This window comes from Mesorhizobium sp. M1078 (genome assembly GCF_040318615.1).
Taxonomy (GTDB): Bacteria; Pseudomonadota; Alphaproteobacteria; order Rhizobiales; family Rhizobiaceae; genus Mesorhizobium.
Map to the genome: position 1 here is coordinate 54,870 of NZ_JAMYMP010000022.1, position 18,318 is coordinate 73,187.

Below are 18,318 nucleotides of genomic sequence, written 5' to 3' on the forward strand. Positions count from 1 at the left end.
CAATGTTCTCACGCCGCTTCTAGCACCGACTCCGAGGCTTTCTTGAGGACTTCGGTCAAAGAGCGGCCTGTCTTGGTAAGCGGGCAGCTCAAAAGCGTCGCAAACGCCTCTGCAAGGTGCTCGTCGGTGTCCCTGATCTGGTTGACCGCGCGATTGTGCAGGCGCGACGGCCCATTGTGCCGCACGAACTGCCAAAATCGGCGCAGTTCCACAAACACAAAGACTGCATGCAGCAGTCCGGAAGGTGGCCGCAAATCTTCCCGCCAGGGAGAAACCACGCGCATGTCGGTCGGTTCGACTGTGGGCGAGATGCGTTCGAGCAGGTATAGCTTCTGGTGGCGATGCTCGTGAATCAAGGAATCGGCCAGATCATAGGGATCAATCAACCGCTCGCCTTGCCATACAGACACATAAAGCGCCCCAGGTACGGTGTTGTCACTGAAAGACACGATCTTCTCAGGGTGGGCCAACGGGTCGCGAACGAATTGCACGGCGCGACAGGCCATGCGTATCTCGTTTGCCAAAGCTGGGCGCCACGTTTCGATAATCCGCAACGCCTCCTCGACGACCGACCGTGCCTGCGTAGCAAAAGCCTCTGATTCGAAATAGATGGCATCGCCGAACGGTTTGCGCAGCCAAAAATCCTCGCTGGCGACGGCCAAGGACGTCATGTCGCCTTCGGACCGGCCTAGCAAGTCGTCAAGGTAAGCCGGGTCGGCCGACAACGGTTGTCCGTCGACCGTATGCACCAGCCGCCCCAAATTCTGCGAGGCAAGCGTCCTTTGCCAGGCAACCGCTCCTGGCTGCTGGCAAAGCTCGGCCATTCGCTCCGGCTCGGTTTCGCCGAGATCGGCGACCTTTTGAAATTCTTCGGCAGGCAAAAAGCTGGCGGCTTCCAGAAACTCACTTCTCAGAGCATTGCGCGCTGCTTCGCACAGGAGTTCCATCTCCGCACCGCCAAGCTCGGCCGCTTCGTAGTGTTCAAACCGGAAGGTGTCCGGTAGCGTCTCGACCGGTCGCGCTCCGCCCTCCAACAGACCTTGGAGTCGCCCCTTGATATGGGCGACAAGTGCGGTCATTTCCCCGCAATAGACGGTTGGGTTGTCGAAGCCGTTCGCGCCGTAGCGGTGAGGTAGCGAGCCGCCACCGCAAATGTCGACGATCGCACATTCTTGACAAGTCACGCTGAGACCCGGCTTGCTGAGCAACTGTCTGTGCACGGCCAAGTGATCGGATGAAGCAATTGATGAAATCTCAGTGTCAGCAACGGTCCCGCCGATTTTCGTCGCACCGTCCTTCGTAACCTTCAACACATCCAGGTCGTGGTAACTGCCATCGGTCTCGATGCCGATGAGGCTTACGTCGCCAAGGCCAAAAGCGTCGGTGGTGGACGGCAGACCCGCGACCGCGTCAAGCAGCGCCTCGAACGTTCGCACGGACAGGTGCGGGTAGCGATCAAGCCAGACATCAAAGGCATGGCAAAGCCAGGCTTCATACAAATCAGGTCGTTCGCTGCGGCCAACCGGCTGACGCAAATGGTGTGCATCCGGCAACAGAAAATCCAGCTTGGGAACCGCATGCGAGGCGAAAAACGCAAGCAGGTCGTCCGCGGGCGTTGTTGGATCAACGACGGCGATGACGCCTGCAAAGATCTTGGGATGGCTTTTGAGACGCACCAGCGCATCTTGGACCCGCTCGAAACTTGAACGGCCCCTCTTTGAATTCCGATGCTTGTCGTTGGCGTATTTCGGCCCATCTAGGCTGAGCGAAATGCTGATATCGGCGGCCTCAAACGCTTCAAGTGCCGCTTCGGTCAATAAGAGGCCGTTTGTCTGCAGCCCGATATCGACCGCAGATGGGGTCGCGGCACGGATCTGGCCCGCGAAGGCTACGATTGTCTCGACGCCGGCTAGCAAAGGCTCGCCGCCGTGGAAGATGACCGTGCAGCGTTTGATCGATTCTTCAGCCAAGTAAGTCGCAAGCCTTTCTACAAAAGCGCTACGATCGCCAGCCGAAAGCAGCTTCGGCATCGAGCGCCAAGACTGATCCGCATGGTGGTATACGTAGCAATAGTCGCAGTCGAGGTTGCAGCGCGAGGCGACCTTAACCAGGAACGAGGTAATCCGGGGTGGCGCCTCGCTAACTGTCATGACCGGCTATGGCGATGATGCATCCTATCATAGCTTGTGATGACGTCGCTTGGTTCAGCCTGGGACAAGACGCGCCCCTGCAGTCGTTGCAGGGCGGGGTTGGCCAGACGGCCCTTCAAAAGCGCCGTACGTACGTCACGATTCGGCACGGCTGAAGGGGTGGACGCCTGTTGCTGATTTGGATTTGGCATTTGTAGCTCCAGATTTTTGACCACCCGATTATAGCATGCGAAAGCACATACGCTACTAGATTCCAATTTGGCTTCTGGGGCCCATTGGTTCGAATCCGCGAGCCAAGAAATGTATTGAAATCGACCCTCTCAATAAAAAATCCAATAATGTTGGCGATCTAGCGGGGCAGGATGACCGAAAGCGTCCTAGGCGAGCGCTTTCGTTGGGATTGTCCTGTAAATTGTGTCAAAAAATCATCGCTAGTTTCTTTTTGGCTATCGACATACATATCCGGCGATAACTTCGTAAAAGATAAACCTTGCTTCACATGCTGCGATCTTAGCTGGTCCGCTTAAGTTTTTTCCAATGCATTAGAGACATCGTCGAAATTTTTTGTACAACTCAAGTGTATTCAATATTGGCGGTCAACCTAGGTGATACCAAGGATGGATTCGGTGTCTGCACCACTCGACGGCCCCGTTCCCGTCAGCGTCAGAGAGCTGAGTATTCAGCTCAAGATCGCAAAATCAGGATGCGAGTGGGGAGACGGACAGCGCTGCACGGGAGCGGTCTTTTTGATAGGCGCCGGATGTTCGCGATCTGCGGGCATACCCATGGCCAGCGAAATAGCGAAGGATCTGACGCGCGAGTTGGCGAAACTTCAGAGTGCGCCTGAAACGGAGACGCTGGACCCGTCACGCGCTCTGATTTGGCTCGATGAGCGAGAATATCTTACGGATATAGCTAGGCTGTTACCCAACTTTGATGTGGGAGACCCCAATTGGGGACGGCTATACGGCTATCTGTTCGAGCAATTTTTTCGATCAGATAACAAACAGCGTGCAATCATCAAGGCAGCGATCGATCGCAGTGATGGCAAGGTGAATTGGGCTCACATTTGCCTTGGTGAGCTGGTGCGTTGCCACTATGCGCACACGGTCCTGACCACCAACTTTGATCAGCTCGTACTCCAGGGTATCATCTTGGCGGGGATGATACCTGTGGTGGCTGATGGTCTGTCGGCACTGAGCCGTGTTGCCTCACTCCCAGACCATCCCCAAGTCGTCCATCTGCACGGATCGATGTATACCTATGAGCTTAGAAATAGCGTGGGGGATACGTTCGCTACTCAAGACGACCTGTCCATGCAGGGAACAATGTTTGGCCTGAAAGACGCTGAGCTATTGGTTGTGGTTGGTTATTCAGGCAGCGAGGAGGGCGGTGTTGTCACCCTCCTCGAACGAGCCTGCGCAGCGATACCCAATCTGATGGTGTTTTGGGTCCTGTTTGAGGATTCAATTGAAGCGTTGAATCCCCGCGTGAGGAAAATGTTGGCAGGCCGAAACAAGTTCGCGATTCTGAATCAGGACGCTGACAAGTTCTTTGCACAGCTGGTCCGAGGTCTTGGATTTGGCGCGCCTGGTTGGATGACCGACCCGCTAGCTGTGCTCGACAGCCGAAAAAAACTTATCGCTGATCCGACAGATCCGGTCATTGCACGTCTCAAACGCGACTTCGGCCTTGGGATCGGGCGTCTGCGTAGCGCGTCAGCTCCAAGCGCTGAGGACATGATCCTCGAACAGGCAACGATTGACAGCCTCGGCGGACGGGATAGCAGCGTTGTACTAGGTGTGACGGAAGCTATGGCATCGAGCGACCCCGATGCTGCCAGATTACGTGCGATCAGTCTTGGCCGCTTAGGCAGCACCGCAAAGGCATCTGACCTGTTGGCAGCGAGTGTGAAGGCTTGGGCGGCATTCTTCGAAGCTGGCGGGGCCGATGACGGCAAGGCACGTACAATCTTGGCACAGACCCTCTTTGATCTTGCAGAAGCTCCTGGGAATCAAAATGGGGTCCAGTCGAAAGAAGCCTTCCGCCGGGCCATGGAAACATTCCGCGCTGCGACAGAGGAGATTAATCCAACACTTTCGCGATCGGACTGGATTGAATCTGCCTTGGGGTTTGCGGAGTCGGTTGCTGAGCAGGGAGACGAAGGTGCAGCGGTTAATGACCTCACCGCCGCTATCGAAATTCTGGACAGAGCGCTCACGGTTTTGACCGGAGGCTCACAATCGCGTCAAAAATTGGCGGCCGAAGAGAGGCTGGGGATCCTGCTGTGCATGCGTGCCCGGCAAAGCAAGTCGGAGGCCGATTATCACAGAGCGATAGATATCCTGGAGGACGTTTCGCAGCGGGCAGTCGCTCCTGAATCCTGGTCCGCGGGTGTCGTGAGGAATCTGGCTGTGGCATTCCGTGGGTTGGCCGAATTGATCCAACACGACGCGCCGGACGAGGCGAAGGACAGTTACCGTCGTGCCGCAGATCTATATCAGGAATCTGCCAGACTTTATCTCGGTGGCCTTCGGGATATAGATGAAGGCGAGGCACTTCAGGCTGCCATGTGGGCTTACGAAGAGGCGGAGAAACTCTACTTAGTTCTCAAAGACGCCGATGCCGCGGTTCTGATCGAAGGAGAATTGCGTCGCATCCGCGCCGAGCTTGAAAAATAACCGCGTCAGTCAGTTCGCGACGGTGCCCACACCATGGCGAACTGTTCAATCTGGCGCGGAATAGGCTTTAGGGTTGGAAAGAGGCCGCTAGAAACAGTGGTGGCGGAGGAAGACGCGAATCTAGCGCCTATTGTGAAGCTCGTGCGCGCTTATGATGCCACCGAATGGGAGATTTTCATCTCGGAATGGCAGAAAGGTCTGAGCGGCTATACGTCCGTCAAGCGACTTGGTCGATCGGGTGACCAGGGACGCGATGTCATCGGGTTGTGCTCATCCCGCCGGCTGCCAAGGCGTGTGGGACAATTACCAATGCAAAACACTATGAAGTCCCGCTTTCGACGCCCACGGCGTGTGAGGACGCTGGCAAGATCATCTTCCGGCGCATTCACCTCCTCCTCGAAGATGCTCGTTCGTCGCGCCTCGCGGGCCAAGCACAGAGTTGCGTGACCTATTGCTTCGTCCTGGCAAATTCAAGGCTGAGGTCATAGCGACGTGGGACAGGCGCGTTACGAGCGATAGTGCGATCGCAAGCACACCCTTGAAGGATCGCGCATTCAAGGCGTTCTCGGAAATGCTGGCCAACCTTTAGTTGATCACTCTGGAAAATGTCGATGTTCCAGCGCTGTCGGAGGGGCAACCCCATGTAACGCATTTCACCGGCAAGCGGCCGCAGGGCGCGCGGGCCTGTTTCCGAAATAGGAACTCGCTCACACACGTCGAGAAAGGCGAAAGCTTCTACAAGCGTGATCGGATGACGCGCTTCCCATTTCTCCTTCAGTCCTAGGCACCCTGCACTTACGGCAGCCGGCGAGCTCTCATGTTCGAAAGCCGTCGGTCGCTCGCGGAAAGCCCGCGGCGCCGTTTCTCCATCGGCATCGGGACTGCTTTTAAAACACTGCCGCCCCACTGGACTTCATTTTCTTTACCTGCTAGAAGGTGAAAAAAATGAAGTTGGATCGGTCAATGAGCACTGTAGCAAGCGCCTCACTCTACCAGCATCCTTTTGACGCTCGCCGCCGTCTAATGGAACTGGGCATCTCTGTTGAGGCCTTGATCAAGGCTGTACAGGCTGGGCACTTGGCCCGGTTGAATTGCACTGACAATGACCCGCCGTTCATACCCGGTACCGAAGCCTGGAGAATGGTAGTGCGCACTCTGCGAGATGAGTTGGTGCCGCTTGGTTGGCGCAAGGACGATCCGAGCAACTACTCGTTGGTGATCAACGATTCGAGTAAGATCAACATTGTCGTAGCAAGTGCCGACCACCTCACTTGCAGATGGCCTGGCATACCAAGAACAAAGTCACTCAAGGGTCTCTTTACGGAGGCGGCCGTCTTGAAGAACAGTGTGGAGGGCGATCTCTTTCCCGATACAGTGAAAGCTGATCTGCTCCGGGCTGTGACGGTCCTTAACTACAAGACTTATATGCTGCTAATAAACATTGATGATGAACAATGCCGGGCCGAGCTGTCCTTGCCGTCAGACTTCGACGACCAAATGGTGACAGATTGGGCTGAACGCATTTTCATCCCCATACCTGGTGTGGACGGCGGCGTGCCGCAGAAGATAGATAACACGCCCGATATCGACGTGCCGGTGAAGCGCAAGGCCGCATAGAATGTTCAACAAATCGCGGCTGAAAGTAGCTCGTCAGCGCGCCGGGCTGACGATGCGAGAACTTGCGTCCAGAGTTGGTATCGAACCTCGTACTGTGACCGGTTATGAGGCTGGGGAATACCTGCCTAGCGATGACGTAGCTCGGAAATTCGCGCGGGTACTCGGCTTCCCTCTCGAATTCTTCATGGCTGACGACCTGGACATTCCACTGGTGGAAGGTGTGAGCTTTCGCTCTATGAGCAAGATGACGGCTCGGCAGCGAGACGGTGCGATCGCCGCTGGCGCTGTAGCCTTCCTTCTTTCGGACTGGCTGGACGGAGAGTTTGACCTGCCGGACGCTGACCTACCGGACATGCGAGAAGAGTTACCTCAGACTGCGGCAGCCGGGCTGCGAGACTATTGGGGCTTGGGCAACAGACCCATTAAGAACACGGTTCATTTGCTAGAGCTGAAAGGTGTTAGAGTCTTCTCCCTTGGGGAAGATGGCAAAGAGGTCGATGCGTACTCGCTGTGGCGGGGGGCGCGGCCTTATGTGTTTTTAAACACCCAAAAATCGGCAGAACGAAGCCGATTCGACGCGGCGCATGAGCTCGGGCACCTCGTGTTGCACAAGCATGCTTCGCCAAATGGCCTGGAGGCTGAGAAGCAGGCTAATGAGTTTGCCGCAGCCTTCTTGATGCCAGAGGCGCCGCTCCGGGCTGTGGGGCGAGTTTCCGGGCTTCCAAAAGTCGTGCAATTGAAGCAAGAGTGGTCAGTATCGGTTGCTGCTATGGCTTACCGACTGCACGAGATCGGCCTCCTTACCAAATGGAATTACCAGCAGATTTTCGTCGAGATCTCTAGGCGGGGCTGGCGGACTGCAGAGCCTTCGCCAATTCGACGCGAGCAATCCCAGATCTGGCAGAAGGTGCTAAGCGAGGTTCGCCGGGATGAACAGTTGGGATTAGTCGGGTTGTCCCAGCTTCTTTCGTTGCCTGAGGCGGAGCTAGCGAAACTGTTGTTTGGTCTCGTGACCGTTGGTGTGCCGTCGGCCCCGCGGAGAGAACCAATTACGCCTCCTCGTGGCCAGCTAAGGCTGGTGAAGTAATCCAAGGTGGACCACGATTATTTTGGTCACCATCTACTGTGCGGAACGCAAATCGTACGCGCCCGGCGCGATGGAAGTTAACTTCCAGCCGCAGTTCGAACGGCTTTGAGTATGGCGAAATTTGTCCCCAGACGTTCGACATTGAGGTCGGATGCTGAACGGTAGCTAGTCCCGAATAGACACTTCAAACCTGCCAGTCCGTTTCCGGCCCCATACAAGTCATTCGCTCGTCGCCCTTCGCGATGACACTTCTTGGCGCCCCAGTCTTCCAAGCCTGCAACGTTCACTGCATCGCACGGGCGCGTATATTGGGTATCTTCGATATTCTGAAACGTCACGTTATGCTGCTTCCATCTACGACCAAACAGTGGAGGCTGTGCCCGTGACACCGACGAAGCTCCTTGTCGGCCAGATCGTAGTTGTGTTCGCCATCGTCATCGTTGGCGTATGGGCGGCAACGCAATGGTGCGCCCACATGCTGGAATATCAGCCGCAGCTTGGCGCGCCATGGTTTGCCGCGGCGGCCCGGCCGATCTACAAGCCGTGGAAACTGTTCGAATGGTGGTTTCACTTCGACGCCTATGCGCCTGAGGTCTTCGACAAGGCCGGCATGCTTGCCGGAGCCAGCGGATTCTTGGGGTGTGCGGCCGCAATAGCTGGCTCCCTCTGGCGCGCGCGGCAGAGGGGGTTGGTCACCACCTACGGTTCCTCACGATGGGCCGCGGCTCGGGAAATCGAGAAGGCAGGCCTGTTTGAGCCGGCCGGCGTTTTCCTCGGCAAACTGAAGGATCACTATCTGCGACATGACGGGCCGGAACATGTCATGGCCTTTGCGCCGACACGTTCGGGCAAGGGCGTGGGATTGGTCGTTCCAACGCTTCTTTCCTGGACCGGCTCGGCCGTCATTCACGACATCAAAGGCGAGAACTGGCAGCTGACTTCCGGCTGGCGGTCGAAGTTCTCTTTCTGCCTCCTGTTCAATCCGACCGACTCGAGATCGGCGCGCTATAACCCGCTGCTGGAAGTGCGCAGGGGTTCAGATGAGGTCCGCGACGTTCAGAACATCGCGGACATTCTCGTCGATCCGGAAGGCGCGCTGGAGCGGCGGAATCATTGGGAGAAGACTAGTCATTCACTCTTGGTCGGGGCCATCTTGCACGTGCTCTACGCGGAAGAAGAAAAGACGCTCGCGCGCGTCGCCACTTTCCTGTCGGATCCGCAACGCTCATTTGCCGCGACACTGCTGCGGATGATGACCACCAACCACCTCGGCACGGCGGACACACCTCGGGTCCATCCCGTCGTGGCCTCGGCGGCTCGCGAGGTGCTGAACAAGTCAGAGAACGAGCGTTCTGGCGTTCTCTCGACCGCAATGTCGTTTCTCGGGCTCTATCGTGATCCGACGGTTGCCTCGGCAACATCGGCCTGCGACTGGCGCATTGCCGACCTCATGGATGCGGAACGACCGATGTCGCTCTATCTAGTGGTGCCGCCATCGGATATTTCGCGCACCAAGCCACTGGTGCGACTGGTGCTCAATCAGATCGGCAGGCGACTGACGGAGCGGCTGGAAGGTGACCCGAAGAAAAGCCGCAAGTACCAACTGCTCATGATGCTGGACGAATTTCCGGCTCTTGGTCGCCTCGACTTCTTCGAGACCGCGCTCGCCTTCATGGCGGGTTACGGCATCCGCGCCTATCTGATCGCGCAATCCTTGAACCAGATCTCCAAAGCCTATGGCGAGAACAACGCCATTCTCGACAATTGCCATGTGCGCATTGCCTTTTCCTCCAACGACGAGCGCACGGCCAAACGCATATCGGATGCGCTCGGTACGGCGACGGAACTCAGGTCCATGCGCAACTACGCCGGCCACCGGCTGGCGCCCTGGCTTTCGCACGTCATGGTCAGTCGCCAGGAGACCGCTCGCCCGCTGCTGACGCCTGGCGAAGTGATGCAGTTGCCGCAAGCTGACGAATTAATCCTTGTTTCCGGGTTGCCGCCGATCCGCGCCCAGAAGTTGCGCTATTACCAGGATCCGAATTTCACCGAACGGGTGCTGCCGGCGCCGGTGTTGCGCGACGGTCTGTACGCGGACTGTCCTGCGTCGCGCCCCGACGATTGGAGCGGACAAGTCCGCAGTGTTGACCGCCGTCTCGCTGCCGATGACGAACACGCCGGCGCGGCAATCGAAGAAGGGAGCGGCGTGCAACAGCAGCGTCATCCCGGCCTGCCTGAAGAACACGTCGTCGTCTCTCGGGAGCCTGATCAAGACGACCTCTTCAATCTGGCGGACGATGACGCCGAGGCACTCGCAGACAAGCGCGTCCTGGACCGGGTTTCCACCGCCGCCAGCGCCTACGGCCTCAACGAGGGAAGGGGCGACGACAAGGACATCATCCCCGGCTTCTGAACGCTTTCCGCAACTGAGGCGTATCTCGGCGTAGATAACGCCCATAAGCGATTTTGCGGATTTCGGCGATGTTCGTTCGCACCGCCGGCGCATCAGCGCCGGCCAGTCGGAACGAGACGTATGAAGCCCCATCGCATTCGCCACCAGTTTCTGCTCGAACCCGCGTTAAGCGAGAAGCTGGAAACGCTCAGCCGCAACCCGTCGACCACGAAATCGGCAATCGTCGCGAAAGCGGTCGAGGCCTTCATCGAACGGCGTGGTGAAAACGAGCTCGACCAGCGCTACGGCAAGCGGCTGGACCGTCTTTCCCGCGATCTCGACCATGTCAGGCGCGACGCCGAAATAACTCTGGAGAGCCTGGCGCTCTTAATCCGCTTTTCAATCACGCTTCATGCCCACACGCCAATTCCGGATCGGGCGACACAGGCGATCGCCCAAGAGCGCTTTGACAAATTCGTCGAGCAGGTCGGTCGCCAGATAGCCTCCGGGAAGCGCTCGCTTGGTTACGGCAATGGCAACGGAGGCGAAGGATGAACTCTCATCCCGCAGCGGACCACCGCCGCCGAGCCATGCTGCGCACAGCCATGGGCGCCGCGATCACCGAGGCCCTTTCCGATTCGACCGTTATCGAGGTGATGGTCAATCCCGACGGCACGCTGAGGCTCGACCGGTTGGGAGAAGGCCGGGTCGATACAGGCGTGCATATGCATCCTTCCGAGGCGGAACGCATCATCCGGCTCGTCGCCTCCCATGTACGCGCCGAGGCGCATGCAGATAGTCCGATTGTCAGTGCCGAATTGCCATCAGGCGAGCGCTTCGAGGGTCTGCTACCGCCGGTCGTGCTGGCGCCATGCTTCGCCATCCGCAAACCGGCGGCAAAACTCTACACGCTGGCCAACTACGTCGCCGATCGCGTCATGCTCCCGCTGCAGGCTGATGCCCTGAGGAAGGCAGTGCGCGAGCGGCGCAACATCCTGGTCGCCGGCGGCACATCGTCGGGCAAAACGACACTTACCAATGCTCTACTGGCAGAAGTCGCCGAATGCGATGAGCGGGTGATCCTGATTGAGGACACCCGCGAGCTGCAATGCGCGGCCAAGGACTGCGTTGCCATGAGGACGAGGCGGGGCTCCATCACACTCGCCGATCTCGTACGCTCGACCTTACGGCTGAGGCCCGACCGCATCATCGTCGGCGAAGTCAGAGGCGCGGAAGCGCTCGATATGCTGAAGGCATGGAACACCGGACATCCCGGCGGCATTGCCACGGTTCACGCCAATTCGGCACGCTCCGCACTCTATCGTATTGAGCAGCTCGCCCAGGAAGCCGTTGTCACCGTTCCCCGCCGGCTGATCGCCGATGCCGTCGACTTGGTCATCTTTATTGCCGGAAGAGGACCCGCGCGCCGCGTTGACGCGATCGCCGAGGTCACGGGTCTCGACGGCAGCGGCGATTACGCCGTCACCCCGCTCACACTTCCGCAACTCCAGCAGCTCTGAAAGGTTACCTCATGCGCAAGAAGCTTCGCTTTCTTTCGTTCGCCGCCGTCGCGCTTCTTCTCACGGCCCAGGCCCACGCTGCCGGCTCCGGCATGCCGTGGGAACAGCCGCTGCAGCAGATTCTGGAATCGGTGCAGGGGCCGGTCGCCAAAATCATCGCGGTGATCATCATCATCACCACCGGCCTGACCCTTGCCTTCGGCGACACGGCGGGCGGTTTCCGCCGGCTGATCCAGATCGTCTTCGGCCTGTCGATCGCCTTCGCGGCCTCGAGCTTCTTTCTTTCCTTCTTCTCCTTTGGCGGCGGGGCAGTCGTCTGATGAGCACCGGAGAGCAGCATATCGAAGGCTTCGAGGTTCTGGTCCATCGGGCGCTCACCGAGCCGATCCTGCTCGGCGGCGCGCCGCGAGCGGTGGCGATCCTCAATGGCACGGTGGCCGCGGCCATCGGCCTAGGCCTGCAGCAGTGGATTGCCGGTCTGATCCTCTGGATCGCCGGCCACACGCTCGCGGTCTTTGCCGCACGGCGTGATCCGGATTTTGCCAGCGTGCTTGTCCGTCATCTTCGTCAAAAGGGCTGGCTTGCATGCTGAAGCTTTCCGAATACCGCGGCAAAGCCGACCGGCTTGCCGACCATCTGCCGTGGGCAGCACTCGTCGCGCCCGGCATCGTGCTCAACAAGGATGGCAGCTCCCAGCGGACATTGCGGTTTCGTGGCCCCGACCTTGAAAGCGCGACGGAGGCCGAACTTATCGGCATATGCGCGCGGGCAAACAATGCGCTGAAAAGGCTCGGCTCCGGCTGGGCATTATTCTTCGAGGCCGAGCGCAGCGAAGCGCTGGGCTATCCGAGCTCGGCGCTTCCCGATGCTGCCTCATGGCTGATCGATGAGGAACGGCGCGCGGCCTTCGAGGGCAAGGTCGCGCATTTCGAGAGCATCTATCATCTGACCTTGGTCTTCATGCCTGGGCCCGATGGCCAAGCGCGCGCGGAAAGTGCTCTCGTCGACTCGCATGACTTGGGAGGGGAAAGAGACTGGCGCCAGGAGCTTGCCCGGTTCCGAGACGAGACTGACCGTGTTCTCGATCTTCTTTCGGGCTTCGTGCCCGAGGTGCGCGCGCTCGACGATGCCGAGACCCTGACGTACCTGCACGGCACGATCTCGACACGCCGTCATCCGGTCGCCGTGCCGGAAACGCCAATGTATCTCGACGGCGTCCTGGTTGACGCGCCGCTGACCGGCGGCCTAGAGCCGATGCTGGGTGACCAGCATCTGCGCACGCTCACAATCCTCGGTTTTCCGAACGTCACCCGGCCAGGAATCCTTGATGCGCTCAATAACCAGGATTTCGCCTATCGCTGGGTGACGCGCTTCATTCCACTCGACAAGGCGGAAGCCACGAAGACGCTGACTCGGCTCCGCCGGCAGTGGTTTGCCAAGCGCAAATCGATCGCGGCTATTCTGCGCGAGGTGGTGACCAACGAACCTGTGCCTCTCGTCGACAGCGACGCCGACAACAAGGCGCTCGATGCCGATGCAGCACTGCAGGCATTGGGCGGCGATCATGTCGGCTTCGGCTATCTCACCACAACGGTGACGGTGTGGGATCAGAACCGTAAAGCCGCCGCGGAAAAGCTTCGCGCCGTCGAGCGGATCGTCAACGGGCTCGGCTTCACCACCATTCGCGAAAGCATCAATGCCGTCGAAGCGTGGCTTGGTTCATTGCCGGGTCATGTCTACGCCAACGTTCGCCAGCCGCTCGTTCACACGCTTAACCTTGCCCATCTCGTGCCGCTGTCGTCCGTGTGGGCAGGTCCAGCGGAGAACGAGCACCTTGCCGAGGTCACCGGCGATCACGCTCCGCCGCTTCTTTTCGCCGAAACCAGCGGCTCGACGCCGTTTCGGCTTTCGACCCATATCGGCGATGTCGGCCACATGCTGATTGTCGGGCCGACCGGTGCCGGCAAGTCGGTTCTGCTTGCCCTGATCGCTTTGCAGTTCCGGCGCTACGCTGGCGCGCAAATCTATGTCTTCGACAAAGGCAATTCGGCCCGCGCCGCCGCGCTTGCCATGGGCGGCGACCACCATGCGTTGGGTGCGAATGGTGCGCTTGGTTTCCAGCCGCTGCGCCACATCGACGACCCGGCCACACAGAGCTGGGCGGCCGAATGGATCGCCGGCCTCATTGCCCACGAGAATGTCACCGTCACCCCGGAGGTGAAGGAGGCAATCTGGTCGGCGCTCACCAGCCTCGCCACCGCGCCGGCGCAGGAACGCACGCTGACTGGCCTGTCGGTCCTGCTTCAGTCCAATGCGCTCAAATCGGCATTGATGCCCTACACGCTCGACGGACCATTCGGCCGACTGCTCGATGCCGATGACGACCGGCTGGCCATCTCGGATGTGCAGTGTTTCGAAACCCAGGAGCTGATGCACAGCCAAGGCGCTGTGCTGCCTGTGCTCACCTATCTGTTCCATCGTCTTGAGGACCGGTTTGACGGGCGGCCGACGCTGCTCATGCTCGACGAGGCCTGGGTCTATCTCGACAACCCGCTCTTTGCCGCCCGCATCCGCGAATGGCTTAAGGTGCTGCGTAAGAAAAACGTCTCCGTCATCTTCGCGACGCAGTCGCTTGCCGACATCGCCGGCTCTTCTATCGCACCCGCAATCATCGAGAGCTGCCCGCAGCGCATTTTTCTCCCCAATGATCGTGCGGTGGAGCCGCAGGCACGGGCAGCCTATGAGCGCTTCGGTCTTAATGAGCGACAGATCGAATTGGTCGCCCGCGCCACGCCGAAGCGCCACTACTATCTGCAGTCGCGCCGCGGCAATCGCCTCTTCGAGCTCGGGCTAGGCCCGATCGCTCTTGCGCTTTGCGGCGCCTCCGACCCGGCCGCGCAGACCCTGATCGACAATATTCTTTCCGAAGAAGGGCAGGGCAGCTTTGCCGCCCGTTTCTTCAGTGCGCGCGGCCTGGATTGGGCTGCCGAGCTTCTCCAGCAATTTCCTCAACCTAACAAGGAGCAATCGTCATGATCGGACGCCGCCTTTTTACTAGCCTGGTCACCGTTTCCCTGATTGCCAAACCGATGGCTGACTACGTCCAGCCGGCCTATGCGCTCATCGTGTTTGACCCGTCCAACTATACGCAGAATGTGCTGTCGGCAGCACGCGCATTGGAGCAGATCAACAACCAAATCCAGTCGCTTCAGAACCAGGCGACCATGCTGCAGAACATGGCGCGCAACCTTCAGCGCCTGGATTTCTCTTCCGTGGGCCAGCTTACCGGCTCGCTCCAACGGATTGACGGTCTGATGACCCAGGCGAGCGGCCTGAGCTTCGATCTCGACAAGCTGCAGGACCAGTGGCGCCAGCAATATCCGGAAAGCTACGACGCCACCATCAAGGTCAGCGATGTGGCGAGCGCCGCGCGCGAGCGCTGGCAGAGCGCCATGCAGGCGTTCCGCCAGACCATGAGCGCGCAGTCGCAGATCGTCGAGAACGTGCAGGCCGATGGCGACCTGCTTACCGATCTCGTCAATCGCAGTCAGGGCGCGGCAGGTGCCCTCGAGGCAAGCCAGGCTACCAATCAGCTGATCGCGCTTTCGACCAAGCAGCAGATGCAGATCCAGACGCTGCTTGCGACCCAGTTCCGGGCCGAAGCCGAGGATGCGGCGCGCAAAGCGCAGTCTGAGGAAGCCGCTCGCGAGACGACGAAGCGTTTCCTGGGCACCGGCACGGCTTATCCCGGCAACTGAGCGGCAGTTCTTCAAGACAACGAGGAAGGCGGCGACATGAACGACCTCGGAGTCATCGATCGCTTCATGGAGACCTTTACCCGCTACATTGACAGTGGGTTCGGTCTGCTTTCGGGCGACGTCGCCTTTCTCACCACCATTCTGATCGGCATTGACATCACGCTCTCGGGCTTGGTCTGGGCGTTCGGCGGCGAGCCCAACATTCTCGGCCGGCTTGTTCGCAAAGTGCTCTATGTCGGCGCCTTCGCCTTCGTCCTGAACAATTTCAAGAACCTCGCCGACATAATTTACCGCTCCTTTGCCGGTCTCGGCATCAACGCATCGGCCGGCAACCTGTCCGCCGACAGTCTCCTGCGGCCAGGCCGCATTGCCGCGGCCGGCTTCGAGGGCGCCTGGCCGCTCCTCAATCAAGCGAGCCAGCTAGTAGGCTTCCCCGAGATCTTCGGTAACGCGCTCACCATCTTCGTGCTGCTTCTGGCCTGGTTCCTGGTCCTCATCGCCTTCTTCATTCTTTCCATCCAGCTCTTCATCACCATCCTCGAGTTCAAGCTCACCACGCTGGCCGGCTTCGTCCTGGTGCCCTTCGCGCTCTGGAACCGTTCGGCGTTTCTGGCCGAGCGCGTGCTCGGCAATGTGATTTCGTCGGGCATCAAGGTGATGGTGCTTGCCGTCATCGTCGGCATCGGCTCCACGCTCTTTGGCGAGTTCGCTTCCGCCCTGCAGGGCCAGGAGCCGGACCTGGCGGCGGCCATGTCTCAGGTGCTGGGTGCGCTGGCGCTGCTTGGGCTCGGCATTTTCGGCCCCGGGATTGCCTCGGGTCTCGTTTCCGGCGCGCCGCAGCTTGGCGCCGGCGCGGCACTTGGAACAACGGCGGCCGCAGCTGGATCAACGCTCGTTGCCGGAGGCGCTGCGTTTGCCGGCGCGCGCATGGCAACAGGCGGCGGCCTCGCCGCAGTCCGTGCCGGCGCCGCCATGGGGTCCGCTGCCACCGTCGCCTGGCAAACGGGGCGCGCGACATCGCCCGAGTCCGGGCTGTCCGGGGTAGCTGCTGGGCTGCAGGGGGTTGCGAGTGCCGCTAGCGGCGCCGCGATGCGGGGAATGCGATCCGCAGCAGAACCATTCCGCCGTAGTGCCGACGCCGGTCGCGATGCCGGCTGGATGACCGGCGGCATGCCGACCAGCTCGATGAGCGGAAGCTCTCCAGTTGTAGCTCCCGCGGCCGCGCCTGCCTGGGCAAGGCGTCTGCGTTCCGAACAGACCGCACGCGCCCATCGCAATGCTGCCACGCAGGCGGTGCGCGATGGAGATCGGGGCGGAAGCGGCGCCAATCCCTCCCTCAATGACAAGGAAGACTAGATGCTCTTCAAGCGACCCGTTCAGCGTTATGGAAAGACGCCCGAACCCGTAACACCCTACCAGAAGGCCAGCCAACTCTGGGATGAGCGCATCGGCACGGCGCGCGTCCAGGCCAAGAACTGGCGCTTCATGGCCTTTGGCTGCCTGGCTCTGACGACGGGGCTTTCCGGTGGGCTTCTGTGGCAGTCGATGCAGGGCCGCGTCGTGCCTTATGTCGTCGAGGTCGACCGCTTTGGCGAGGCGCACGCGGTCGGGCCGGCAGTCCAAAACTACCAGCCCGACGATGCCCAGATCGCCTGGCATCTCAGCCGCTTCATCCAGAATGTTCGTTCGGTTTCCACCGATGCGGTTCTGGTGCGGCAGAATTGGCTGTCGGCCTACGACTTTGCCACCGACCGAGCGGCGCTCTTCCTCAACGAATATGCCAAGGCGAACGACCCTTTCGGCCAAATCGGCACGCGCAGCGTGTCAGTACAGGTGACCAGCGTGGTCAGGGCTTCCGACAGCTCGTTCCAGGTCAAATGGACCGAGCAGGTGTTCGAGCGCGGCAGCCTCGCCAGCACGACGCGCTGGATCGGGATCCTCACCATCCTCATCCGCCCGCCTAGGACAACCGAGCAGCTGCGCAAGAACCCGCTCGGCGTCTTCATCAACGCCATCGACTGGTCGCGCGAGCTCGACAGCGCCGCGCCAACCCCCGTTTCCCCTAAGGAGCCCGCCAATGACAAATAGAGCCCCATTGCTTCGTGCTGCCTTGATCCTGTCGGCGTCTGTTGCGGTTCTTTCGGCCTGTGCCTCGAAGCCAGTGCCGCCGCCTCAGATTTCCTATGACCACGAGGACTTCAAACCAGCCGCGATCGAGAAGGCGCCGGAGAAGCCGGTCAAGGTCGTGGAAGTGCCGAAACCGTTACCGTTGCCTGGTCAGTTGATGCCCGCACCCGGCAAGCCCGCCCCAGATAAGCGCTCGCCGGAAGAACAGGTCGCCGATGCCAACAAGGCGGCGACGCAACAACCCACCAAGTTTGGCTATGTCAATGCGGTGCAGGTTTACCCCTTTGCCGACGGCGCGCTCTACCAGCTCTACGCCGCGCCGGAGCGCGTCACCGATATCTCATTGCAGCGGGGCGAGAAGCTGACCTCGGTCTCAGCCGGCGATACGGTCCGTTGGGTGATCGGTGACACCGTTAGTGGCTCAGGCGATGACCAGCGCACTCATGTGCTGGTGAAGCCATTCGCGCCGGGGCTTGCCACCAATCTGGTCATCACGACCGACAGGCGATCCTATCACCTGCAGCTTCAAAGCACTGAGAAAACTGCCATGGCGGCGCTCTCCTGGATTTACAGCGAAGACCAACTCGTGGCGCTTCGGCGGCGCAACGCTCAGGCAGAGGCTGAAATGCCCGCGGCCTCGAACGTAGCACTCGAAAACATCCGCTTCCGCTATTCGATCACCGGCGACACGCCGCCGTGGAGACCGACGCGCGCCTTCGATGATGGCAGCAAGGTCTACATAGAGTTCCCGAAGCGCATTGATCAGGGCGAGGCGCCACCGCTCTTCATCGTCGGTGCTGACGGGGACAACCAGCTCGTCAACTATCGGATGCGCGGCAACTACTACATCGTCGAGCGCCTCTTTGCCGCGGCTGAACTCCGTCTCGGCGCCAAGCAGCACCAGGTGGTGCGCATCACCAGGACCGACGGACGGCAACTGCCGCGGCGGATATCGCTCTTTTCGCGTTTTGGCAGGTGAGGGGAGG

The 18,318-nt window shown here is 59.9% G+C and carries 15 protein-coding genes; 13 read left to right on the plus strand and 2 right to left on the minus strand.

The window, feature by feature from the left end; translation table 11 throughout:
* Window positions 1-8: 8 nt before the first annotated feature.
* Both yhhB and yhhA read right to left on the minus strand, forming a co-directional pair.
* Complete coding sequence (gene yhhB, locus NKH38_RS23835; RefSeq protein ID WP_031202935.1) at window positions 9-2,150, minus strand: cyclophane-forming radical SAM/SPASM peptide maturase YhhB; 2,142 nt, start codon at window positions 2,148-2,150, stop codon at window positions 9-11.
* Complete coding sequence (gene yhhA, locus NKH38_RS23840; protein WP_352538346.1) at window positions 2,147-2,341, minus strand: YhhA family cyclophane-containing RiPP; 195 nt, start codon at window positions 2,339-2,341, stop codon at window positions 2,147-2,149. The genes yhhB and yhhA overlap by 4 nt, the downstream gene beginning before the upstream one ends.
* A 594-nt stretch (window positions 2,342-2,935) precedes the next feature.
* Here yhhA and NKH38_RS23845 point away from each other — a divergent pair.
* The 13 genes from NKH38_RS23845 (at window position 2,936) to trbG (ending at window position 18,311) form a co-directional block, all read left to right on the plus strand.
* Complete coding sequence (locus tag NKH38_RS23845; protein WP_023689368.1) at window positions 2,936-4,831, plus strand: SIR2 family protein; 1,896 nt, start codon at window positions 2,936-2,938, stop codon at window positions 4,829-4,831.
* A gap of 963 nt (window positions 4,832-5,794) precedes the next feature.
* The gene (locus tag NKH38_RS23850; protein ID WP_084566807.1) at window positions 5,795-6,448 is read left to right on the plus strand and encodes a hypothetical protein; all 654 of its coding nucleotides are present in this window, start codon (window positions 5,795-5,797) and stop codon (window positions 6,446-6,448) included.
* Window position 6,449: 1 nt separating this feature from the next.
* Window positions 6,450-7,535, plus strand: a complete 1,086-nt coding sequence (locus NKH38_RS23855) for an ImmA/IrrE family metallo-endopeptidase (RefSeq protein ID WP_352538347.1) — start codon at window positions 6,450-6,452, stop codon at window positions 7,533-7,535.
* 382 nt (window positions 7,536-7,917) lie between these two features.
* Window positions 7,918-9,948: a conjugal transfer protein TraG gene (locus NKH38_RS23860; protein WP_352538348.1), complete on the plus strand. Its 2,031-nt coding sequence runs from the start codon at window positions 7,918-7,920 to the stop codon at window positions 9,946-9,948.
* Between the two features lie 120 nt (window positions 9,949-10,068).
* Window positions 10,069-10,482: a hypothetical protein gene (locus NKH38_RS23865; RefSeq protein ID WP_023729044.1), complete on the plus strand. Its 414-nt coding sequence runs from the start codon at window positions 10,069-10,071 to the stop codon at window positions 10,480-10,482.
* Window positions 10,479-11,447 (plus strand): P-type conjugative transfer ATPase TrbB, encoded by a 969-nt coding sequence (gene trbB / locus NKH38_RS23870; protein WP_023689363.1) that lies wholly within the window; start codon window positions 10,479-10,481, stop codon window positions 11,445-11,447. Before NKH38_RS23865 ends, trbB begins: the two co-directional genes overlap by 4 nt.
* Before the next feature lie 11 nt (window positions 11,448-11,458).
* Window positions 11,459-11,767, plus strand: coding sequence for a TrbC/VirB2 family type IV secretion system protein (locus tag NKH38_RS23875; protein WP_023689362.1), 309 nt, complete (start codon window positions 11,459-11,461; stop codon window positions 11,765-11,767).
* Window positions 11,767-12,039 (plus strand): VirB3 family type IV secretion system protein, encoded by a 273-nt coding sequence (locus tag NKH38_RS23880; RefSeq protein WP_023689361.1) that lies wholly within the window; start codon window positions 11,767-11,769, stop codon window positions 12,037-12,039. The genes NKH38_RS23875 and NKH38_RS23880 overlap by 1 nt, the downstream gene beginning before the upstream one ends.
* Window positions 12,033-14,483, plus strand: coding sequence for a conjugal transfer protein TrbE (gene trbE, locus NKH38_RS23885; RefSeq protein ID WP_023689360.1), 2,451 nt, complete (start codon window positions 12,033-12,035; stop codon window positions 14,481-14,483). Before NKH38_RS23880 ends, trbE begins: the two co-directional genes overlap by 7 nt.
* The gene (gene trbJ / locus NKH38_RS23890) at window positions 14,480-15,205 is read left to right on the plus strand and encodes a P-type conjugative transfer protein TrbJ (RefSeq protein WP_023669263.1); all 726 of its coding nucleotides are present in this window, start codon (window positions 14,480-14,482) and stop codon (window positions 15,203-15,205) included. Before trbE ends, trbJ begins: the two co-directional genes overlap by 4 nt.
* 36 nt (window positions 15,206-15,241) lie before the next feature.
* Window positions 15,242-16,561, plus strand: coding sequence for a P-type conjugative transfer protein TrbL (gene trbL, locus NKH38_RS23895; RefSeq protein ID WP_352763760.1), 1,320 nt, complete (start codon window positions 15,242-15,244; stop codon window positions 16,559-16,561).
* Window positions 16,562-17,293, plus strand: a complete 732-nt coding sequence (gene trbF / locus NKH38_RS23900; RefSeq protein WP_023685994.1) for a conjugal transfer protein TrbF — start codon at window positions 16,562-16,564, stop codon at window positions 17,291-17,293. It begins immediately after the preceding gene.
* Window positions 17,283-18,311 (plus strand): P-type conjugative transfer protein TrbG, encoded by a 1,029-nt coding sequence (gene trbG, locus NKH38_RS23905; protein WP_031202932.1) that lies wholly within the window; start codon window positions 17,283-17,285, stop codon window positions 18,309-18,311. The genes trbF and trbG overlap by 11 nt, the downstream gene beginning before the upstream one ends.
* Window positions 18,312-18,318: the final 7 nt, after the last annotated feature.